At 46.2% G+C, this 22,247-nt stretch carries 19 protein-coding genes and 5 tRNA genes; 5 read left to right on the top strand and 19 right to left on the bottom strand.

The window, feature by feature from the left end; translation table 11 throughout:
* Positions 1-135: 135 nt before the first annotated feature.
* The 6 genes from KQX66_RS29065 to KQX66_RS29090 all read right to left on the bottom strand — a co-directional run bounded on the left by KQX66_RS29065 (position 136) and on the right by KQX66_RS29090 (position 4,756).
* The gene (locus KQX66_RS29065; RefSeq protein ID WP_216796435.1) at positions 136-936 is read right to left on the bottom strand and encodes an anti-sigma factor; all 801 of its coding nucleotides are present in this window, start codon (positions 934-936) and stop codon (positions 136-138) included.
* A 5-nt stretch (positions 937-941) separates the two neighbouring features.
* A complete protein-coding gene (locus KQX66_RS29070; protein ID WP_308647295.1) occupies positions 942-1,508 on the bottom strand; it encodes a sigma-70 family RNA polymerase sigma factor in 567 nt (188 codons plus the stop codon).
* Between the two features lie 186 nt (positions 1,509-1,694).
* Positions 1,695-3,002 carry a plastocyanin/azurin family copper-binding protein gene (locus KQX66_RS29075; protein ID WP_216796440.1) on the bottom strand — a complete coding sequence of 436 codons (1,308 nt, stop codon included), beginning with the start codon at positions 3,000-3,002 and terminating at the stop codon, positions 1,695-1,697.
* 170 nt (positions 3,003-3,172) lie between these two features.
* Positions 3,173-3,255 (bottom strand) — tRNA-Leu (locus tag KQX66_RS29080).
* Between the two features lie 150 nt (positions 3,256-3,405).
* Positions 3,406-4,302 carry a manganese catalase family protein gene (locus KQX66_RS29085; protein WP_308647296.1) on the bottom strand — a complete coding sequence of 299 codons (897 nt, stop codon included), beginning with the start codon at positions 4,300-4,302 and terminating at the stop codon, positions 3,406-3,408.
* A 34-nt stretch (positions 4,303-4,336) separates the two neighbouring features.
* Positions 4,337-4,756 carry a pyridoxamine 5'-phosphate oxidase family protein gene (locus KQX66_RS29090; RefSeq protein ID WP_216796444.1) on the bottom strand — a complete coding sequence of 140 codons (420 nt, stop codon included), beginning with the start codon at positions 4,754-4,756 and terminating at the stop codon, positions 4,337-4,339.
* A gap of 159 nt (positions 4,757-4,915) precedes the next feature.
* Between KQX66_RS29090 and KQX66_RS29095 the strand changes: the two genes are divergently transcribed.
* Positions 4,916-5,125, top strand: a complete 210-nt coding sequence (locus tag KQX66_RS29095) for a CsbD family protein (protein ID WP_216796447.1) — start codon at positions 4,916-4,918, stop codon at positions 5,123-5,125.
* Positions 5,126-5,231: 106 nt separating this feature from the next.
* On the opposite strand, the gene KQX66_RS29100 is transcribed toward KQX66_RS29095, so the two are convergent.
* Both KQX66_RS29100 and KQX66_RS29105 read right to left on the bottom strand, forming a co-directional pair.
* A tRNA-Leu gene (locus tag KQX66_RS29100) sits at positions 5,232-5,314 on the bottom strand.
* A 251-nt stretch (positions 5,315-5,565) separates the two neighbouring features.
* Positions 5,566-5,637 (bottom strand) — tRNA-Glu (locus tag KQX66_RS29105).
* A gap of 170 nt (positions 5,638-5,807) precedes the next feature.
* Here KQX66_RS29105 and corA point away from each other — a divergent pair.
* On the top strand, positions 5,808-6,740 hold the full coding sequence (gene corA / locus KQX66_RS29110; protein WP_216796449.1) for a magnesium/cobalt transporter CorA: 933 nt from the start codon (positions 5,808-5,810) through the stop codon (positions 6,738-6,740).
* Between the two features lie 482 nt (positions 6,741-7,222).
* Here corA and KQX66_RS29115 read toward each other — a convergent pair.
* From KQX66_RS29115 to KQX66_RS29125, 3 genes are all read right to left on the bottom strand, one after another.
* A tRNA-Ser gene (locus KQX66_RS29115) sits at positions 7,223-7,310 on the bottom strand.
* A 10-nt stretch (positions 7,311-7,320) separates the two neighbouring features.
* A tRNA-Asn gene (locus KQX66_RS29120) sits at positions 7,321-7,396 on the bottom strand.
* 18 nt (positions 7,397-7,414) lie between these two features.
* Complete coding sequence (locus KQX66_RS29125) at positions 7,415-7,891, bottom strand: SprT family protein (protein WP_216796457.1); 477 nt, start codon at positions 7,889-7,891, stop codon at positions 7,415-7,417.
* A 140-nt stretch (positions 7,892-8,031) separates the two neighbouring features.
* On the opposite strand from KQX66_RS29125, the gene KQX66_RS29130 reads away from it, so the two are divergent.
* Positions 8,032-8,394, top strand: a complete 363-nt coding sequence (locus KQX66_RS29130) for a hydrolase/acyltransferase (protein WP_216796459.1) — start codon at positions 8,032-8,034, stop codon at positions 8,392-8,394.
* Positions 8,395-8,466: 72 nt separating this feature from the next.
* Complete coding sequence (gene cmpA / locus KQX66_RS29135; RefSeq protein WP_010494556.1) at positions 8,467-8,613, top strand: cortex morphogenetic protein CmpA; 147 nt, start codon at positions 8,467-8,469, stop codon at positions 8,611-8,613.
* A gap of 99 nt (positions 8,614-8,712) precedes the next feature.
* On the opposite strand, the gene KQX66_RS29140 is transcribed toward cmpA, so the two are convergent.
* The 6 genes from KQX66_RS29140 to KQX66_RS29165 form a co-directional block, all read right to left on the bottom strand.
* Positions 8,713-10,938 carry a Tex family protein gene (locus tag KQX66_RS29140; protein WP_284439857.1) on the bottom strand — a complete coding sequence of 742 codons (2,226 nt, stop codon included), beginning with the start codon at positions 10,936-10,938 and terminating at the stop codon, positions 8,713-8,715.
* Positions 10,939-11,001: 63 nt separating this feature from the next.
* Positions 11,002-11,352 (bottom strand): type II toxin-antitoxin system PemK/MazF family toxin, encoded by a 351-nt coding sequence (locus KQX66_RS29145; protein WP_010494553.1) that lies wholly within the window; start codon positions 11,350-11,352, stop codon positions 11,002-11,004.
* Positions 11,353-11,355: 3 nt separating this feature from the next.
* Positions 11,356-11,637, bottom strand: coding sequence for a CopG family ribbon-helix-helix protein (locus KQX66_RS29150; protein ID WP_010494551.1), 282 nt, complete (start codon positions 11,635-11,637; stop codon positions 11,356-11,358).
* Positions 11,638-11,909: 272 nt separating this feature from the next.
* Entirely contained in the window at positions 11,910-13,097 is a 1,188-nt protein-coding gene (gene alr / locus KQX66_RS29155) for an alanine racemase (protein WP_216796538.1), read from the bottom strand.
* 170 nt (positions 13,098-13,267) lie between these two features.
* Positions 13,268-14,638, bottom strand: coding sequence for an outer membrane lipoprotein-sorting protein (locus KQX66_RS29160; RefSeq protein ID WP_216796461.1), 1,371 nt, complete (start codon positions 14,636-14,638; stop codon positions 13,268-13,270).
* A gap of 130 nt (positions 14,639-14,768) precedes the next feature.
* Complete coding sequence (locus tag KQX66_RS29165) at positions 14,769-16,178, bottom strand: undecaprenyl-phosphate glucose phosphotransferase (RefSeq protein ID WP_216796463.1); 1,410 nt, start codon at positions 16,176-16,178, stop codon at positions 14,769-14,771.
* 981 nt (positions 16,179-17,159) lie between these two features.
* On the opposite strand from KQX66_RS29165, the gene KQX66_RS29170 reads away from it, so the two are divergent.
* Positions 17,160-18,983 (top strand): acyltransferase family protein, encoded by a 1,824-nt coding sequence (locus tag KQX66_RS29170; protein ID WP_216796465.1) that lies wholly within the window; start codon positions 17,160-17,162, stop codon positions 18,981-18,983.
* Between the two features lie 911 nt (positions 18,984-19,894).
* Here the strand turns inward: KQX66_RS29170 and KQX66_RS29175 are convergent.
* The gene (locus tag KQX66_RS29175) at positions 19,895-21,727 is read right to left on the bottom strand and encodes a putative hexosyltransferase (RefSeq protein ID WP_216796467.1); all 1,833 of its coding nucleotides are present in this window, start codon (positions 21,725-21,727) and stop codon (positions 19,895-19,897) included.
* 96 nt (positions 21,728-21,823) lie between these two features.
* Complete coding sequence (locus KQX66_RS29180; protein WP_216796469.1) at positions 21,824-22,237, bottom strand: divergent PAP2 family protein; 414 nt, start codon at positions 22,235-22,237, stop codon at positions 21,824-21,826.
* Between the last annotated feature and the right edge of the window lie 10 nt (positions 22,238-22,247).

The raw sequence follows: 22,247 nt of genomic DNA on the forward strand, positions 1-22,247 counted from the left end.
CGACGAAAAGTTCCTTCGAAGGAGTTGGCCTTTTACGCCACAGCCGGCAAAGTCGTCGGCGTGTGCCGGGCCTGCCGGCCGAAAGCGGAGCGTCAAGACTTCATGCGCTTGTGACTGCCCATTCCTTATGGCGATTCAAGTGCCCAGCACTTTTTTCCCTCGCGGCTCCGACCCACGGGAATCGGGCTCCAGCGTAATTCCGATGCCGTCGAAGGAAGTGTCCTCAAGCCCCATGTCCCAGGTCAGCACTCCTGCTCCTTGAGAGTCGACCTGGAACGTTCCGCAGTTGGAACGCTTGCCGTCGCGCAGCAGCCACACTTGATACGCCTGAACTCCGTCCGTTGGCCGCAAACCGTGAAATTGCAGGACCAGCTGCGCTTTATTGCCTTGGCGCGTCAACCATCCTTGCCCGGCTGCCGACGGAAGCGCTTGGTCAAAAGCTTTCAGCCTGTATTGTCCGATCATTTCCACAGGAATGGCCAGCCGGGCTTCCGGCCGCTCGACAGAGGATTTGAACGGGAAGCTAAAGTCCCCGAAGATGGCGGTTCCCGCCCCGCATACGAAGAAGAACAGCGCAGCCGCCGTATACCCGAGCCCTTTCGTCCACCGCTTGCGGCGCCGTGCCGCCCCATCGTTAAGACGCCACTCCACAGTCGGCCGCTTATCTGCCGGACGCTCTTCGAGGAGCGTTTCCCCTCTCGCAGGCTCAGGCTGTCCAAGCACCTTTCCTAGCACCTGCTCTTTTAAGTCTTCAGGCAATTCCACCAGCTCAGCTTCAGCCGGCAGTGCTTGCCACGTTTGCCGAAGCTCCGCAAGCTCTTGAGTACAAGTCCGGCACACGGACAAATGACATTCGAACGCCTGCTTCCGTTCCTCCGAAAGCTCATCTAGAAAATAAGAAAAGCATAGCTCGCAGCCCGATTCTTCTCGAACCATGTCGTTCACTCCTCCCTCCAAGACGTCATGTGCTTGCGTAGCAATTTCAAGCTTTGGTGGAGCCGGCTTTTCACTGTTCCGAGCGGCTCTTCCAACATCTCGGCAATTTCGCTTAAGGTGTAGCCCTCCCAATAAAACAGCCGGATTAGCTTGATCTGTTGCTCTGACATATATCGGTATGCCTCCTCCAGCTGCTGCTTGAACAGCTTCCGGGAGACAGGATCTGCAAAAGGATGGACCTCCGTCGCGCCTAATTCCGCTTCGATCCCATGCTCTAGCGGCACCAAGGCGGATTGCTTTCTTAATTTCCGCAGCTGGTCAATCGTCAAATTACGGGTAACGGTTAGCAGCCAATTGACGAATAGCCCCTTCGCCGGATCGTATCCGCTCTCCGTCGTCCAAATGCGGGTATACACTAACTGCACGACGTCCCGGGCAAATTCGGGGTCCTTCTTCGCTTTCATAGCGAACGAATAGACCAGCTTGGCATACCGGTCGTACAGCGCATGAAGCGCTTCGCTTTGTTTGGCTTTGATTAGTTCCATCAATTGCTCGTCCGAATAATGCTGCACGTATCGGAACACCCCCGTCTCTGACGCGCGCTCCTTGTTCCGGTTGTAAACGAGTAACAGGAAGCGAATTGACTCCATATTCCGACATTTCTTTTCGTTTGGCAACATGCAATTTTTAGCCGCTCCACATCAAACAACCCGAGGCCCTCCTTGCGGCGGGTACCCCGGGTTAACGTTCAGTAACATTTACTTGACGATAATCGTCGCTTTCATCTCTGCTTTATGCGGAGCGCAGTAATACGTATACGTGCCCGGCTTGGTCAGCGTGATCGTTTCGGATTCGCCTTCTCCCAGCAGCTTCGTTTCGAATACCGGCTTGCCGTCGTCGCCGAGCGTGTCCGATACGGCATTATGCTTGACTTTATCTTTATTCGTAAACGTTACTTTCGAGCCCGCTTCGACCGTCAATTCTTTGACGGAGAAAGCGAATCCGGCCATCTGCACCTGATATTCCTTGGAAGCAGCCGGCTGCTTGTCTTCCTGCTTCAAAGCAGCGCCTTCCGGTTTTGCTGCGAACCAAACGTTGTTGACGCCTTGTCCGTTTACTTCCCCAGCCTTCGTGTCTTTCAGGAAATAGTAAAGCGGGCTTCCCTTGTATGTCGTTTGCTTCGTGCCGTCCTCCCGCGTAATAACGCCAAAATCTTCTATTTTCAAGGACGCCGGGAGCTGCAGCGATTCCGCTTTGAATACCGGCCAGTTGACGGCGCATTGATCCTTGCAAGCGCTCTGGAACGGCGTGTCCTTCGTAAACGTGTAAAGCGTTTTGCCGGAACCGTCCGTCAAATAAGTGCCGACCTTATCGTTCGTCGCGAGACGAACCGACGACGCGGCTGCAGCCGCCGCAGCTTCGGCGGTAACCACCTTTTGACCGACGAGAGCATCCAGCAGCGTCTTGTCCCCGGCCTTTAGCTTCGCCCCGAGCGCCTCCACCGTTGCCGTAGCGATATGCCCGTTATTCAGATTGCCCGCTTCGGCGATTTGTTTCAACCCCTTGCCTTCCGCGAAGCGAATCGTTTCTGCAAAAGCAAAATCGGTATCCTGCTTATAGCCGAGCGATTCCAAAATCACTTTGTAATACTGCTGCGCCGTGATCGAACCCATCGGTTCGAACCGTCCCGAGCCGGTCCCCGTCCACCCAAGCTGCGGATTCGCCTTCAAGTAGCCCAATACCGCCTGGTTACTTTCATTGACCGTACCGGCATCGTCGAACTTCGCGCTCCCTTTGAAGCCCAAAGCCTCGCTCTCCAAGCCCTGCAGCCGCAGGAACAAAATCGCCGCCTGCAAACGGGTCGTCGATTGGGACAAGTAGCTTGCCGTTACACCGCTGCCATCTCCCTGCAATACTCCCAGCTCCGCAGCGATTTGCGCATCCGTTTTGACGGCGACCGCAGCAGCCTTGGAATTGTCCGCAGCAGCTGCAGCAGTTACAGCTGTTGAAAGCGTCAGGGCGGTTCCCAGCAGCAGGGCTGCATATTTCCAGCGTTTGTTCATCATCAGATTCCTCCTCGAATTTTGAAGGGTTATTAGGTCGTTCAAATAGAGGAAACGCCGCCAAAGCGAAAACGGTTTGACGCTAAACGAAAAAAAATATTTTTTATTTGTCCGGAAAAAGCAAAAAGCCCTGAAGATTCAGGGCTTTGCACGATCAGTAGGCTACTTGAATATGCGGTTGAGAGGACTCGAACCTCCACGGGCGTACGCCCACTACCCCCTCAAGATAGCGTGTCTGCCATTCCACCACAACCGCGGATGTACTATTCATTGTATAGGTTTCGCAGGAAAAAGTAAAGTGGCATCCTTTAGCAGAGTATTTCCCCCGGAAACGCCGGTAACAGACACAAGAAGCGAATCTGTTCCGAGGGAAACGGAAGCAGCCCACAAGTTTAGACTCTCGCCTTTACATTCCCGCAGACCGCTGAAGCCTTCTCGCAATCTCCATAAACTCGTCGGGGCCGATGCCCGGAGCAAATTCTTCCTGTACCTCGTCCAGCTCCGGAACGGGTCCGCCTTCCGGCGTACCGTCAACCACTTCCAACGGTTGGCCGTCCTCCGGGTGAGAACCTTTCCAGATTTGCCGTATCCCCTCATAAGCGTCGTCGCTGAAACGGTACAGCTTGCGATGAAGACCCTGTTCCTCGTATTTTCGGGTTGTTTCGAACGCCCGGTTGCTCAGGTTGGGCACCGGAACAAGCTTCGTCATATCGACTCCAGTCGCGATTTCCAGCGCCTTGGCATAGGCAACGACATGCACGCCGCCGCGAACGAGCAGATAACCGACCATTTCACGCGCCACAGGATGGTCCGTCATTTCATACACGCGCATTTTATGCGTCCTCGCCCCGCATTCCAAGAAGAAATTGTGCAGCAGGTCCAGCACCAGATTGCCGCTGTTGAACACGTAATCCCCTGACCAACCTTTGCCCATGGAGTCCAACGGCAAAGCCGTTTGCGCCGAGGCGATAAAATGGTGCGAGTTCCGCTTATCAAGCGCGTCCATCATCGGCGCCGCATTCGGATCGGTCGGCTGCGTAGACCCGGTCAAGCACAGGTTGATAGCATTCGTAACCAGCTCGACGTGGCCGAATTCCTCGGCCGTAATACTGCACACCAGATCGTAGAAGGGCTTCAGCTTTGTTTTCCTGCGAAAATTAAACGACTGAAACATATAATTATTCAGCGTCGACATTTCCCCGAATCTCCCACCCAGCAGCTCCTGAACGGCTGCCGCCGCATTCGGGTCGGCGTGTTTCGGCTTCGGAAGCTCGATCGCAAGCTTATGAATACGTTTGAACACTCCCATCCCTCCCTGCTTGTCCCGACGGACCAAGTTATTTTTGCCACACCTGCGGTTCAGCTTCGCCTTTGATATATTCGATTCTTGTCGGTTCCACTTCAAGAACGACATATTCCGGGTCGTGCGGCCCGTCAAACCAGCGGCTGAGCTCGTCGTTCCACAACTTCTCCCGCATGCGGTTATCCGTACATAACTTCGCTGTCGCTTCCATCTGTACGATTTCGGACGTAGGCGTTCCGTCATACCCTGTCAGGACAAATACGTTTGCATTTTCCCGCAGCTCATCCACTTTGTCCGTTCGGCTGTTGGTCGCCAAATACACCGTGAGTCCTTCGTGAAACAACACCATGTACCGAATCTTCGGCCGAGTGCCGTCGACCGTACCGAACGCGCAGACGTCATTCGCATCCAGCACCTTCATGATCTGCTCTTCCAGTTGCTCCGTCTTCAACATGGGAACATCTCCTTTCGGTTATGGAAGTCTGACTTCCTTCCTTGATTACCCGAACGGCGATAAGGCCAAACAATGCTTCGTTTCCCTAAAGAACTTGTTTCAATGAGCGGACAGCCGGGTTAAATGCATAGTACATTTCTTCCAAAGGAGCTGATTCGAATGGATACCAACGTTTTAAAAGGAAAATGGAGGCAGTTGAAGGGCGAAGCGCAAAAGCAATGGGGCAAATTTACCGATGACGACCTCGACGTTATTAACGGGGAAAAGGAAAAGCTCCTCGGGAAGCTTCAGGAGAAGTACGGGCATACCAAAGAAGCCGCGCAGGAGGAATACGACCGCTGGGAAAGCGGCTGGCGCGACCGGTTTTAGCTTTCCGCATGATGAACTGCATGAAAAGTTTGCACCGCTGATAGTTTTATGCTAAAAAAGAGAAAGAGCCCACATCCGTTTGGATGCAAGCTCTTTCTCTTTGTGATGCGGTTGAGAGGACTCGAACCTCCACGAGCGTACGCCCACTACCCCCTCAAGATAGCGTGTCTGCCATTCCACCACAACCGCAGGTTACTGTAGGGGGAAGCCCGGCGGGTTCTCGCCCCTACTATCTATGACCCGTAGGGGATACTCTCCGTTTCACTTCGAGACTGCGAAGCGGTTCCTGCCGAAGCTTATGCTCCGACGAACCCGAGGGTTCTCATCCCTACTATCTATGACCCGTAGGGGATACTCTCCGTTTCACTCCGAGACTGCGAAGCGGTTCCTGCCGAAGCTTATGCTCCGACGAACCCGAGGGTTCTCACCCCTACTATCTATGACCCGTAGGGGATTCGAACCCCTGTTACCTCCGTGAAAGGGAGGTGTCTTAACCCCTTGACCAACGGGCCATGCTGTTTATGATCGCCGCCTTTTTGAGCGACAAGTGTTATTATAGCGGAATGGGATGAGCTTGACAAGCCCCTTTTGCGAAAAAAATTTTTCGCCTTTTTGGAGGTAATCCCCCCATATGTTACAATCAACTGCAAAAGGACCCCATTCCCCTACAGAGGTGTATTCGATGCTGGTATTCAACCATGCTACCGGTCAGGTTACGGAACAGGCAGCCCGAGTTCCGGGCGACAACGAGAACGTCTGGCTCCATATGACAGCTCCCGAAGCAAAGCAGGTGGAACACGTACTTAAACATCAGTTTCATTGCCACCCGCTTGTGGTTGAGGATTGCATCAAGCTGAATCAGCGTCCCAAAATGGACCGGTACAAAGACCATGTCTTCATCACGTTTTTTGCCGTGGTCGACAAGCAGCTTACTACGGCCGAAATCGCTATCGTGGTCGGTAAAAATTTTGTCATTACCATTTGTAGAGAGCCTCTTCCTTTTTTCGACGAGCTCCAAAAGCATTTCTTGCAGGTCGAAGGCAGCATGGAGCATTGCGGACGCATCTTATATTTACTATTAGACCGCTGTGTCGACGACTATACCGACATCATCAATCAGATCGAGGACCGCGTCGACCGCTTGGAGCAAATGATTTACCGTAATCCTTACGTCCACGTATCCCGAGAAATATTTAAATCGAAACGAAAAATGCATCGTCTCCGTCGCATTATCGCCGAAGAGAAAACGATGCTGGGTACGATAACGCATCAGAGCTTCCCGTATATTCGCCAGGAAGCGGATGTCTATTTTATCGACATCTACGATCATATTTCCCGCGTTGTCGATTCCTTGGACGTATTTCGGGAATCGCTCACCGGCCTGCTTGAGCTGCAAATGAGCATTAAATCGGACCGTATGAACGAGATCATGAAGACGCTGACCATTATCAGCTCGATTTTTCTCCCGCTGACCTGTATCGTTGGTTTGTACGGTATGAATTTCAAGAATATCCCCGAGCTCAACTGGAGCTTCGGGTACGCATACGTTTGGATCGTCATGATCGTTGTTACGATCTCCTTGTGGGCCATTTTTAAGTGGAAAAAATGGATTTAGCCCGGTGACTTCGCGGCACATAGCTGCCGCTCCGACGAACCTCCGGTTCTCATCTCTCTCCACGCCATACATAAAAAGGCCACCCTTTTCAGGTAGCCGCAGAGTATTGAGAAAGTGTTCAAATGGGATTATAGAGGTTACGAAGGGGTGGGGTATCCACTTCCGACCGCTGTTGTCATCGGGAAATTTGATTGGAAGCCGCTAAGTAGCGGACATTTCCCGATGACAAAGGCGGCCGTTATCGCTTCTCCAGTGGATACCCCACCTACGTTTCTTCTCTATTTTTGTAAAAGCTCACTTTTCAACAGCCTAAGTTTATCCTTTTCAGGTAGCCGGTCTTTTTATGTATGGCGGAGAGAGAGAGGGATACTCGCGCTCCGCTTGCGAGACTTCGCGGCGCATGGCCGCCTCGGGTTCGAATCCCTCTTCGTCTCTCCGTAGACAATAAAAAACCGCCTTTCGGCGGTTTCGTTTATGATCTACGGAGAGAGAGGGATTCGAACCCTCGCACCACTTACGCAGTCTAACCCCTTAGCAGAGGGTCCCCTTGAGCCACTTGGGTATCTCTCCAAAGAAAGAATGGCTCCCCGAACAGGACTCGAACCTGTGACAACTCGATTAACAGTCGAGTGCTCTACCAACTGAGCTATCGGGGAAAGACAATTTTTAATTTATCATGAATGCGGCTGTAAGTCAAGGGCAAGCAATTTTAACTTGCCTTTGCAGAAACCGCAGACGTATTTCTTCGGATCGGTCTTGCGTTTACGCATATACTCCGCGCTGCAGCTTGTACAAACGAGCTTGTACCGGTAAGGCTCGGTACGCTTCAGCTCCTGCGGGAGCGACCGGCAATAGCGCGTCCCCCCGACCTTGGCCAGCAGCCGCTTGAAATCGTCATCCCGGTGCTGGTACCCTCCGCCCAACAAATGCAGATGGTAATGGCACAATTCATGCTTAATAATCTTCTCCACGTCCGCGGCTCCGAACTGTTCATACTGCAGCCAGCTGATCTCGATATCGTGCGTCCGGGTGAAATAGCGCCCTCCCGTTGACCTTAATCTCCGGTTGAACCTCGCCCGATGCAAAAAAGGACACCCAAACGACGACAGCGATATTTGCTCTACCCACAGCTGCAGCTGTCGGTCATCCATCGTTTTCCCACCCTTACTCTCTGGTTTCTCTTCGTTTCTCTCTTGAATTGTAACCGCAGGTTAGGCTAAACTGTCAAGTAGGAATCTGGAATTGCTTCGGACAAATCGTCCCTTTGACCCATAGAGAGGAGTTTAACCCGATGTTCAAAAAGAAATGCGCTCTGCTTAAGCTGGAGGACCGGATCGAATTCGTGGAAATGCCCGCTACCCATATGTACCAACTGGCCGCGCTTAATCAGCGGCTGCATAAGGAGCTGGACAAGCTGACGACCCCCAATGCTCCCAAACTGCCGGTGTTCATCGCGGAATTCGACGGACTTGAGCTTGTTCATCCGGACTATACGCTCCAGCACGGTCTGGACTACATCAACCGTTTGGAACAGACGTTCAGCGCAATCCAAGAGCAGGAAAAAGAATATCCGCTCATCTCCCTCTTGACCGAGATTCGCGCGCTTCAGGCACAGCTTGAGCAGTGGTACGAAGAGGAACAAGACTTCGCTTAAAAAGGACCTGCACCCGAAACGGCTCCCGCCCATATGCTGTATTGTGTACGGCAGCTAGACGGGAAGGGACTGATGGTGTTGCCACAATGGCTTTGCAACCAGCTGATGCGGGCATTTTACAACAAAAACCGCCGGCAAATCCGTTTGTTGAACGATTGCTGGTTTTTTTACCGCACCCGCAAAAGCGAGACGGACCCCACGACATCCCAGCTTCAATAAAAGATGAGCTCACGCTCAAAAACAAATAGAGCATACGCCAGAGCGAAGGACGCAGCTTCCGCTACATCCTTTTTCTCCGGCTTATGCTCTATTTTATGCTTAAGAAGGCTTTTTCATCGTTAGCCCGACGCGGCCCTTTTTCAGGTCGACGTTGAGCACCCATACCGTCACGACATCCCCTACGGACACGACGTCCATCGGATGCTTCACGTAGGAATTGCTTAACTGCGAAATATGAACGAGCCCGTCGTTTTTGATGCCAATATCGACGAAAGCGCCGAAATCGATCACGTTGCGCACGGTTCCCTGCAGCTCCATGCCCGGCTTCAAATCTTCGATCTGCAGCACGTCCGTGCGGAAAATCGGCGCCGGCAGCTCCTCCCGCGGATCGCGTCCCGGCCGCTGCAGCGAATCGAGAATGTCGCGCAGCGTCGGCACCCCGACGCCAAGCTTCGGAGCGAGCTCCTCCGGCTCCAGGCTTTGCAGCATGGCTTTCAGTTCGGCACTGCCAAGCTGCGACAGTTCCAGCTTCAGCTCGCGGAACAGCTTGTCGACCACCTCGTATGACTCCGGGTGGATCGGCGTATTATCCAGCGGATTGCTGCCTTCAGCGATCCGCAAAAAGCCGACGCACTGCTCGAACGCCTTCGCTCCGAGCCGAGGAACCTTTTGCAGCTGCGCCCGGCTCGTAAATTTCCCGTTGTCGTCGCGGTATTTTACGATATTTTTGGCCAGCGTACTGTTCACGCCCGACACATAGGACAACAGCGACGGCGACGCCGTGTTCACGTCCACGCCCACATGGTTTACCGCCGACTCAACGACGAACTTCAGGCTCTCTTCGAGCCTTTTTTGCGTGACGTCATGCTGGTATTGGCCAACACCGATCGCTTTCGGCTCGATTTTGACCAGCTCCGCCAGCGGGTCCTGCAGCCGCCGCGCGATGGAGATCGCGCTCCGTTCCGCTACGTCCAAGTCCGGGAACTCCGTCTGCGCCAGCTTGGAAGCCGAATAGACGCTCGCCCCGGCTTCGTTGACGATCAAATACTGCAGCTTCCGCTGCTTTATCTCGCTGATCAGCTCGGCCACGAATTGTTCCGTCTCGCGGGACGCCGTCCCGTTGCCAATGACGATCAATTCGACGCGGTAAGCGTCGATCAGACGCTTGAACGTCGCTTTCGCTTCCGCTACTTTATTGTTCGGAGGCGTCGGGTATGTGACGGCGATCTCCAACATTTTGCCCGTATCGTCGACGACAGCCAGCTTGCAGCCTGTCCGGTACGCGGGATCGACGCCAAGCACCACCTTGCCCTTGACCGGCGGCTGAAGCAGCAGATTGCGCAAATTTTCGGCGAATACCTCGATCGCTTTTTCCTCGGCCTTCTCCGTCATTTCATTGCGCACTTCGCGCTCGATGGACGAGGCGATCAGCCGTTTGTACGCATCTTCAATGACAGCCGTCAATGTGTCGCGAACGATGGAAGGCCCCTTGAGCACTTGCTTCGCGATATACTCGTGAATCCGCTCGACCGGAACGTCCAGCGCCACCTTCAGCACTTCTTCCCGTTCTCCGCGATTGATCGCGAGAATCCGGTGCGGCGGTAGCTTGCGGACCGGCTCCTGGTAGCTGTAATACATCTCGTAGACGGATTCTTGCTCGGCGTCCTTGGCTTCGGTCCGCAGGATGCCCTGCTCAAACGTGTGACGGCGCACCCAAGCGCGGATTTTCGCATCGTCGGCGATTTGCTCCGCAATGATATCCATCGCGCCTTGTACGGCTTCCTCGGCCGTCTGAACGCCTTTCTCCTCGCTGACATACTTGCCCGCTTCGGCAAGCAGATCGCCCTGCTTGGGCTGCGTCTGAATCCAGAGCGCCAGAGGCTCGAGCCCCTTCTCCTTCGCCACGCTGGCGCGCGTCTTGCGCTTCTGCCGATACGGGCGGTACAAGTCCTCGACTTCCTGCAACTTGACCGACTGCTCGATCGCCGTACGCAGCTCGGCCGTCAGCTTGCCCTGCTCGTCGATCAGACGGATGACCTCCAGCTTCCGGTCCTCCAGATTGCGCAAATACGTCAGCCGCTCTTCAATGTCCCGCAGCTGATTTTCGTCGAGCTCTCCGGTCATTTCTTTCCGGTACCGGGCGATAAAAGGAATCGTATTCCCCTCATCCAGCAGACCGACCGTCGTCTTCACCCGGCCTGCGGCGATTTGCAGCTCGGACGCGATCTGCTTCAGAATGCGTTCCTGAATCGCCGCTTTCATCTCTTCCGTCAGTTCCACAACCGCCCGAACTTCTTCCGTCTGACCCGTTTTCTCTTTTGCCATCCGACTTTTCTCCTCCCAGACATAAAAAAGCGAGGGTACCCGCACCCCCGCCTCGTCAGCATGTTAAAACTCAATCAGACCTACGCTTATTTGCAAAGCTTCATCGACCTTGCGCATGGTTTCCTCATCCAAGTGCGTGATTTTGTCCGTCAGGCGCTGCTTATCGATGGTCCGAATCTGCTCCAGCAGGATGACCGAATCCCTGTCAAAACCGTGCGCTTCCGCGTCAATCTCCACATGCGTCGGCAGCTTGGCTTTTTGAATCTGCGCCGTAATCGCCGCTACGATCACCGTAGGACTGAAGCGATTGCCGATATCATTCTGAATGATCAGTACGGGCCGAATGCCGCCCTGCTCCGAACCGACGACCGGTGAAAGATCCGCGAAAAAAACATCGCCACGTTTGACAATCAAGCGTCACACCCCGCTTACCAGGCGGTCCAGCGTATTGTCCGCTTCTTCCTCCGCCTGAAACGCTTCCGAGGCCATGTTCAGGTTGATCTTAGCCATTTCCATATAGCCGCGTTGCATCGATTCGCGCAAATGCCGTTTCTTACGCTCCAACAAGTAAAGCTTCATCGCCTGACGGATAAACTCGCTGCGGTTGGAATTTTCCTTCTCCACCAGATGATCGACTTCCTGCAGCAAATAATCCGGCAAGCTGATCATGATTCGCTTCGTGTTATGCGCACCCGCCACCTATACATGCACCCCCAAAAACATACAAGAACCTATTTCCATTATGGCAAACTTCCAGATAAAATATACAAAATCAATATATGCCGAAGGTATAGCATATATGTTATACCTTGACGCGCTCCGCAGCATTTTGCCTCTATACTTATTCGCGGCAAACCAAGAAAATCCTCTCATGTTAGGAGGAAAAATTCAATGGAAAATGCAGCCAGTTCTTTTTTTGGACAAAAAGTATGGTCTTCCGCGAAGAGTTTGTAGAGGCGGCGGAGCCTTTATTATGCCTCCGGCTCCCATACGTGCCGCAGCAGCGGATTCACTGACCGTGCAGCGCAGCCTGCCTTTATATACACTCGGGGCACCCGATGCGAAATCATGCAGACGACCTCGTAATTGATCGTTCCGAGCCAAGCGGCGTGCTCTTCCGCCGTAATCCGGTCTTCACTCTGACCGCCCAGAATTACCACTTCTTCGCCCATTTGGATATCAGGCATTTCGGATACATTCAGCATGCATTGATCCATACAAATTCTTCCTACTACGGGGACCCGCCGCCCTCGAATCAATACTTGCGCCTTGCCGGTCAGCATTCGGGAAAAGCCGTCCGCGTACCCGATCGGCAGCGTCGCAATCGTCTCTTCACCCTGCGTCCGGTACACGATGCCATAGCTGATACCTGAACCCTCAGGCACTTGCTTCACCATGACGACGCTGGATTTGATGCTCATTACCGGCTGCAAATCAACCTGCTGCTTATTCACCTCTTCGGACGGATACAATCCATACATCGCGATCCCGAGCCGTACCATGTTGAAGGATAAATTCGGCGTATCGATCCCCGCAGCGCTGTTCCCGGCGTGAACGTACGGAAATTGAATTCCTTTTTGCGTAAAATGATCAACGACCTGCTCGAATCGGCCGTACTGCTCAAGCGTGTAGCTCTTGTCCGTTTCATCCGCGCAAGCAAAATGGGTAAACAACCCTTCCACCCGAATCCCCGGTGTCCGCATCGCCCGTTCGATCAGCACGATCGCTTCTTCCGCATCCGTTAACCCGAGCCGGTTCATTCCGGAGTCGATCTTAATATGAATGTTTAACGGGCGCTCCTTTGCCCCTAGTCGTTCCCACGCGTCCAGCAGCTCATGGGTATATATATTGAGCGTAATCCCATGGGCCCATGCGGTTTCCAGCCCTTCCGGGGGCGTATAGCCCAATACGAGGATCGGGGCTGTAATACCTGCTTGCCGAAGCTCCAAACCCTCATCCAAAAAAGCGACCGCAATATATTCCACGCCGCACTGCAGCGCCTCCCGGCATACCTCCACCGCTCCGTGTCCATAGGCATCCGCCTTGACGACTGCCATCATACGTACATGCTCCGGAAGCACCCGTCGAAACTCGCCCAAATTATGGCGCAGCGCATCCAATGAAATTTCCACCCGGGTCGGCCGGTAAAACGAATCCACCTGATCCACCTTCTTCGGTCTCATAAAATCAAGGGAAGCCGCTTACGAGGCCATAGCTTGCGCCTGTAAAGAAGCTTCCCGCTTAAAAATTCATATGATCATGGTAATGCGTACCGCAGGGCCCTGTCAACGAACAAAATAGTAACATCGCGCCCGTCAGTTTTTGGTTATTATTTACCGATTTCCCCTTGCACCGCTTGCGCCACCTTAATCATCTCCGTCTCGGGCAAGTCCCCTGTAGATAAGCGGAATTCGATACCGTCGTAGGTCCAGGTCAATGTTTTCTTCGCATCCCCGGTCACAACACCGAGCGTAAAGCCCAGATCCAAAATATCCCCCGGCAGGACCGACACCGTCTGTACCTGCGGACGCGACTCCATCAGCGTATAGTTGTATTTGCCGGAGTAGCGGAGCATCACCGCTTGATCTTCACCCAGCTTAAGCTCCGTCACGTCTTGTTTCTTCACGCCGCTCGGCATGTAACGCGGTTCAATGATGCCGAACGATTGCTGCTTGGAGGTGTCTTTTTTGGCGCCTGTGGCTGCCGCCTGCGTCCCGTTGGCTGCAGTAGCCTTCTCGCTTCCGGCGTCTGCCGCCGTGCCTTGGCTGCCGTTGGCGCTGCTCGTCTTCGTGCTATCACTGCTGGTTCCGGGTGCGGCAGCACCTTTGCTGTCACCTGCAGCTGTGCCTGCTGTATTGCCTTTGCTCGTGCCCGCTGCGTCGCTTTTTGCATCAGATCCCGACCCTTGTCCCGTAGCGGTTCCGTTTGTTCCTTTCCCTGTACCGTTACCGGTCACCGTTCCTTTGCCGCTCGCTGCCCCTGTGCCGGCCTTGGAATCGGTAGCTCCCGATTTCTCAGCGGCTTTCGAATCCTCTTGCATCATCGTGGGCAGCGTCTTCAGGTTCCAGCCCGTCATATTGCGCTGCATATCAAACTGATCCTTCTCAAACTTCGTACCGAACTCAAATTGGTCGAATTTCACAATGACCATCACATTGGAGTTGGCATCCGACACTTCCACATGCTGCGGAGCATAGTTTCTCTTGTCCAGCCACACCTTCTGCCGCGCCAGGGAGCCGTTCTGGTAATTCGCCACTACATCGAATACATACGCCTTCTCGTCCGACGTAAAATGCCGTTCATTATCCATCAGAATGCTTTGGACGAGCGACTGGTATAAGTAAACTTGGCCTTGATTCTCCGGCCAATCGCTTTGGAATCGGAAGCTTTTGTTCAAATGCGGCGTCAGCACGAATACTCCGTCATCGTTGCGCAGCACAATTTGCGTAATATCCTTCTTCGCATTCGTCAGCGAAATCCGGTAAAACGAAGGGGCCTGGAAGCTAACCTCCACATCGTATTCTTGAGGATCCTGCCCCGTGCGCAGCGTCATCTGCCCTTTTCCGTGATAGCTCTGCAGCTTGCTCATCACACCGTCCAATTCCTTTACTACCGATCCTGCATCCTTTTTGCCGCACCCGGACACTACCAGGCTTAAACAAACCATCACAAGGGCCACCACCCACGTGAACCGCCGCATCGTCTCATCCCCTCCACCACATAATCAATCCAGATTGATACCATGTCTATGTGGGGACTTGGCCAATTATGCAGACAAGGTTGGCGGGGAAATAAAAACTCCTATAACCGGTTGGTTATAGGAGTAGGGCTTAATATGCATTTTTATTAACAAAGCCATTAATGATGGTCTTCCAAATAATCTTGATGTCGAACAAAAAGCTCCAATTCTCAATGTAGAAAATATCGTACTTGATCCGGTCCTCTATAGATGTATCGCCACGCAGCCCGTTGGACTGAGCCCAGCCGGTAATCCCGGGGCGAATGTGATGCTTCACCATATACTTCGGAATTTCTTCTTTAAATTGTTCAACGAAATACGGTCGTTCCGGCCGGGGCCCGACAACACTCATATGTCCGAACAATACATTGAAAAACTGCGGCAGTTCATCCAAGCTCGTTTTTCTCAAGAACGTACCGAACTTTGTTTTGCGCGGATCATTTTCTGTCGTCCATTGGGTATCGGAAGATTGCTCCGTTTGTACTCGCATCGAACGGAATTTATACATCATAAAATTCCGTCTGTTTAAACCGACACGTTCCTGCTTAAAAATAACCGGACCCGGAGAAGTGATCTTCACACCGATAGTAATAAGGATTAATAATGGCAGTGTAATAAGAATGGCAGCTAATGAAAATGCAATATCAAAGGCACGTTTGAAAAAACGATTTCTGAATTCATCCAGCGGAATATCCCTGACATTAATTAAAGGAATGCCTGCGAAATTATCAAAATACGGCTTGGACGGAAGGTAATCAAAATAATCGGGAATAATTAACGTTTTGACTCCGGCCTTTTCACAAATATTAATAATTTTTCCGAACTTATGATGAGCGTCCAATGGTAAAGCAATGATCACTTCATCAATTAATGTCGTCTCCAGAATGGCCTCAAGCTCATCGACCCGTCCAAGAATAGGCTTGTAGTTTTCAAAACCGACTTCATGACAATCATGAAAATCATCCAGGAAACCCACTACTTCGTAACCTAATTCGGGGTACTGTAGTAAATTCCGGTAAAACCTTTTCCCGATCGAACCGGCACCAAGAATTAGTACGAATTGTTTATTGTATCCCTTCTGCCTCAAACGTTTCAAAGATATCTTAAGGATATAGCGGTAAAAGCTGATGGCGAGTATGCTATTTACTAAAAATAAGAAAAGGAACGAACGCGAAATATCAATTGCCTTAAATATGAACAAAAAACTTAACAAAATAAGTAAGCTTATTGTGTAAACTTGAACAATAGTGAATAATTCATAAGAAAATTTTTTTCTTCTTTTCGGGGTATAGAAATTAAAGGCGTAACTTAGAAATATTGCAATTCCCCCGTAAATTAAGCCCCATACTACATAATTTTGAAATGGGAGCCGATCATCGTCAAATGGAATCAATCCACTTTTAAATTTAAGCCACCATGAAAACAAGAAAATAAGCTGCACGCAAATAAAGTCAGTTAAAGAATAAATTTGCGATAAAAAACCTTGGCTCTGACGTACCATTTACTCACCTCACAAAACAAAAACAAAGTACTCCAATGATAGTAGCTCTAATACAATATAACATATTACAACTACGTTTGAATACTTGTGTGAAAAAAACTCAAACTATGTATTTATTTATTTTAGAAAATCAAATCTGAAAAAGTGATCTTGCTTGTACTATATAAAGATTGAATTTAAGTAAGCATATGAGACTCATACTGAGATTAGAACTTGGATCAATAGTCTTGGGTATCGTCTAATTGCTGATGACGATAATCCATTGGAATCTTTATTTTGAATACTTAATACTTAAAACATAACCACTAAGGTATGAAAAAATACAGACTGCAAAGATTCCATAACAAACCATTTTAGGGACATTTTTGCCAACAAAATATCAAACCTAGAGTGCACAAGATTAATATCACCAAGCACAGATGCAGGGTAGAAAGCAAACAAATAATGTCCTAAAACAACCATGAGACAAGCTATCCCCCTAAGACTCTCTAATTCTCCCCCTCAAACCTTTTCGGGAATAAACTACCTCTTAACTTAATGAATTTTACAAATTTATTGAAATCAAAGTTATGAGCAATTTAAACTTCCCATAAAATCAATAAGATTCATTCTTGCCCGAAAACAAGAAGTAAATCCTGAAAGCCAGATTTTTCATTATTGATTCGCACCTTCGATGAGGTTAAAAAACTTTTTTTTAATAAAAATATTATTCTCGTTAATATAAACAATATATTACGATTCTTTATATTTTAAGGTTATTTTTAGTTTGCAACTCTATCTAAACGTATAGTTCAATTCTACTTACTATCCTACGTTGCTTCTCTGAAAAATGTTATTTTTGTACGATATTCTACGATTGATTTACATGGTATAATGCAAAGATATGTATGACAAAGAGCTTCGTGAAATAAATAGCTCGGGTCAAACTAAATTTTCGATAACAAACAAACTTATAAACTAACTATGATAAGGAAATTTACAATGGCCAAATTTTTATGGATAATAACATTTTTTTTAGCACTCTTGATTGGATATTCTTATTTATATATTACTTTTCCTCAATATTTGGAAACATATAACATTAAAGCATTGTTGTCACTTTCATTTTTTGCAACTATTTTCACTCCTTTTATTTTCAAGATGTTTCTTCAGATAAAGAACTGTTTAACAAAAAAACATCTTTACATTTTTATTTTAATTTTAAGCCTTTTAGTTGCAATTGGAATTAATAAAATATCACTAAATTTTCCAAAAAAAACATCAATTGAAATAATTGCAACTGGTACCCAAAATGCTTTATCGAAGGGAACAGAAGTATGGATTAAATACTTTGAAATTGATAATAAAGAAATTGCTCTTAAAAACTTTGAACTGCCACCAAATTGGGAGTTAATTCGTGAAACACCTGTTTCGTATAAAATGCAACCTTCAATTTATAGATGGGATGGTTATATTAAAAACTTCGCATCGATAGGTTTTACTTCTCATCCATACTCAGGTAATGTTGAAATTGCTGTTAATGGAGTAATTCAAAAAAAAATTGATCTCTACTCTAATAATGAACACCTTCAATTTACAAGAATTGAACCAAGCAAATACTATTCTTTCAAATCGAAAATAGCTATAAGTGGTTTTTGCTTATTTGCCTGTATAATTTTATTATATTTATATGTTGTTTTCCAACACACTTATAAACTCTTAAAAAATAAAGGACTACGTTATTTTGAACAAGCTAATTTACCAAACCAACCGAAGCAGGGAGTACAAGAGATCTATATTTTAAGGGCTGTATCTTGTTTATCCATTGTTATTATCCATATATTATCAAGCGTTTATACAATCGGAGCCGACATTAGTCCTTTTAAAGAAATGACCCTTCAAACATTACAAATAATATTAATGTTTGGCACTCCTGCTTTTACATTTATGTCTGAATTTATAACATCTTATACGTACAAAAATAACATTCCTAAGCATTTTCTGAAAAAGAGATTTTTATTTATTTTTACACCGTATATAGTGACTAGCATTTTATACGGAGTGATTATTTCATTATTTAGCGAAAGCTTCATCGGTAGATTTATAACGTACTTAGGAAATTTCGAATTTATTAGTTTTTTTATATTAGTTATTTTCCAATTCTATATCTTTCATATTTTTTTCGTTAAATATATTATTAAGCGCTATTCAACAAAATCAATAATTATTTCAACATTTTCAATTAATTTCTTGTATCTTTTAAATTTTAATTTAATTAATCCACCCGAACCAAATGCATCATTTATCTGGAAACATTATGATTTATTATTACTTGCGTGGATTTTTTACTTTGTTCTCGGTTATTATGGCGGTATATATTACAAAGAGGTCAAATATTTTATAAATAAAAATATAAATCTTATTATTTTTTGTCCTGTTTTAACGGCCCTAACTATGTTGTTTTTTCATTGGAATAATACTATTAGTATCCTAAGTTCAAAAAGAATCGATATACTTTTTTATACAATAACTGTAATCATTGTTTTATTTTATTTAGCAGATGTAATAAATCAAAGATTGAAAAAAGTTCTAATCTGGATAAGTAGTTATTCGATTGGAATTTATTTTTTACAGCCTTTTTTTATTTTTATATCTAATGTTACAACAAAGTATTATTTTAGTACTCTAAGAAATACGTTTTTAGTAGAATTCTATATACTATCTACTTTTGTGTTTACGATAAGTGGCTCGATTTTTGTTTTATGGGTGGCAAATAAATGGAAAATAGGAAAATACATGTTTGGAAAAATAAATAAGATCAAGTAAAGCCTGAAGAAAAAAGCATTACAGCGCAAAGCGTGCGTGAATGTTATGACTTCCAGTATATTGAAAGCAAAGACGAAAAGAAGTGGAAGGCGGGTTTCCAAATCCATCACGCCCGTCTGTCCACTTCACAAGATGTTCGCGGCTTCTTTCTTTTGCCTGCATACTTCGAATTTAGGGGTGATTCGAGCTTCTCATTAACTTCGTTTTAACAACGCAATGTCTCGATGGCGGCCAGTTCGCAAGTCGCATTGAACACAGTATCCCCTGATTCGGACCCGGTGAGGAACTTTTCTACGTGAGGCCGTGTTCGTCGTTATAGTTTCACCCTTCTTTCGCCTAGGTAACCTCCACGGCGATCTTCTCATTTACTTCAGCAGTTGCCTGCCCGCTTAGCCGCTTGCGAAAGTTGGTCATGAGGGATGAATAAAGCAGCGGATCACCTTAGCCCGCCAAACCTGGAAGTATTGGGGTACAGGTTTTCTACGATCGTTTCGACCGTTTCGCGATCCGATTGTTAAAGCCGTTCCTGGATGATCAGGCTCCGAGCACCATACGAACAGGACTGTAAATTGGTTTATCCCTATTGCTACCATCTTCCTCGCTGATCTAGTCTCCCGGATTACCTCATCATTTATTCGTACGTTTTTTATCCAAAGTAATCGTTGTTTTCGATACGCCCACTTTTCCTCTACGTGTACTGAATGGCTTTTGCCTTTAGATTCTCTGAATAGTTGTTACTTTCGTCCTTTTAACCGGCATAAAAATACACCCCCTAGATTTTCACAAATAACCTAGGGGGGCCATTATATTTCTAAGGAGTGGTCAGTCATAAGCGTTCTTTTACTTAAAATTAATAGATCCCCAATCATTACACTTTTTGTACAGAGCTTCTTAATTATGGATCATTTTTATTACATTAATTCAGAGCTATATTCCTCATGTTTTTTAATACTCTTTAAAAAATGCACCCCTTTTAGTAGGAAAATAATCCCTAATGCCAGCATGGCTGTATTGGAAATAGTAAATACAGCGGAAATCATTTTGACCGTATCCCCTTCACCTAAACTTTGTATTTTTGTCCAAAATAACGGTGCTGCATTCCAGCCTCTCCAAATTCGGCTTATATCTCCAAAGTCCATAAAAAAATAAGAAAAAACCGATAATAGAGAAACAGAAAAAATGTAAATTTTTGAAACAAAGTCTTTAGAGGTTGCATATAAAATTACAAAAGCACCGGTTGTATGAAGAAGAATTGAAGGACTGTGCATAATTGTAAAATTAAACATATAATCAAGTGAACCAATAAGTAATATCCCATTAATTATAATTTTTTCTGTAGATATTTTACTATGCAAAAAATAATAATTTATAAGTAGAACTGTCAAGGGTAGAACTATTGATAAGAATAAAAATAGTTGAGGAGAGTATTGAACTACTGTCCACCAAATACGTTCTGTTTGTTTGAAACTATTAAGAAATACATACATAGGGCTCCCATTTTGACTAGGCACTACGAAAAATAAAGCCAATACACTCAAATGAAGAAGAAAACTTAGACAAAAGCGTTTTATTTTAAGTCTAAATGACATCTGTTCGGAAAAAATAATGAAGAGCAATGTTATAAGAATGACTGGATAAAAAAGGAATAGTTGAAGTTTTGTCAATAAACCTAATGATATAACAAATACCGATAGATAAGGAGAATGAGTTTTATGCATCAAAAGTAAACCAATAATTATTAGATACATTGGTAAAGTGTCGACTTGCACAAACAAAATAGCAATGTAGTAAAAAACCGGATTAAATAGACTTAAATATAAAGATACCTTAATTTTTTTCCAGTCAGAAATAACTTTTTTGTCGATTAAAAATGAAAGTATGGACAACGCTGTCAATAGGCCGAATAATAAATTCATAATTTTAAATATCCCTATTTGAAAATAAGGATAACCTCTTAACGAATTAAAATTACCAAAAATTAAGTCCCAAACATAAACGATAGGAGTCCAACCTAATAACATACTTGGATTGTAAGCAAACTCCGTGTATTCAAAATGTGTATATGCACGTTTATTAATTTGAAATTGATAAATATCTAATCCTAAAGAATTTATTTTAAGAGCATTATAAATACCGATAGCATCTACACCAACTACAAGAAAGAACGTGACAAGCAAAGATAATATCAATAATACGACATCATATTTGTTGAAGTATTTGAGGATTGAGGGAGAATAAATTAAAATATGAATTCTTTCTTTTCTAAATATTAGAGCAAGGAAAAAACAAAATAATAATGAAAAAAATACAGTAATCGCAAATTTATAACCATTTAAGAAAGAACCGATCTTAATAACTGAAAAACCTTCATAACCCGAATTAGGTATTGTTTTTTCTTGGATATCATAGAATATAGTTTCTTTTACTAACATCTTATTTTTTTCTGCTGTAACTTTTATAATTTTACCCAAATCATCAAAATTTATTGTTAATTCAAGCTCATCTTTTAATATTTCTTTTGAAAAAGAAACGTGATAAAGATTATCCGAAATAAAATCCATGTTTTTTACTAAACCATTTTTTTGGTATGTAGACACTTCAACTTTTTTATCATGAATCAACTTTGAATTTACGAGGAACTCATAATCAGGCATTATAGATTTAATAATAGTAGAAACTACAAAACAAGAAAAAGAAAACAGTATAATATATGTTAATATTTTTTTCAGTAAAGATCTGGACATTTTTCTAAAAACACCTCATTTAATTAATCAATCCAAGGAAACTCTTTCTTTCTATATGAATTGGATAAAATTTTATCTGACAAAGGCAGTTGTTAATTAATTTATTATCTTAATTCCGATAGCAATAAAAAATCCTAATAATAAACCACCTAGAATCTCATAAATGTTATGCCCCTGCCTTTCTCTCAATTTTTCTTCTCCAGAATTCATTGTTTCCGTATGAATATTTATAATTTTGGCGTGTTTACCCAACGATCTTCTAATACCTAAAGCATCAATTATTGTAATAATTAAAAAGGTTACACCCAATCCAAAAAAAGGAGTATCGACTCCTTCTTTTAACCCTATATAAAAGACCATACCAGAAACAACAGTAGTATGAGTACTCGGGAAACCACCATTTCCAATAAGTGAAAATGCACCGTTTCTGTGAAAAAGGTAATTAATTATAAATTTCAGCGATCCAGCCAAAAACCAGCAAATAAACGGTAAAGAAACGTAAAAAAACATTATATTTTCT

The sequence above is a fragment of the Paenibacillus oleatilyticus genome, from assembly GCF_018998565.1.
Lineage (GTDB): Bacteria > Bacillota > Bacilli > Paenibacillales > NBRC-103111 > Paenibacillus_G > Paenibacillus_G oleatilyticus.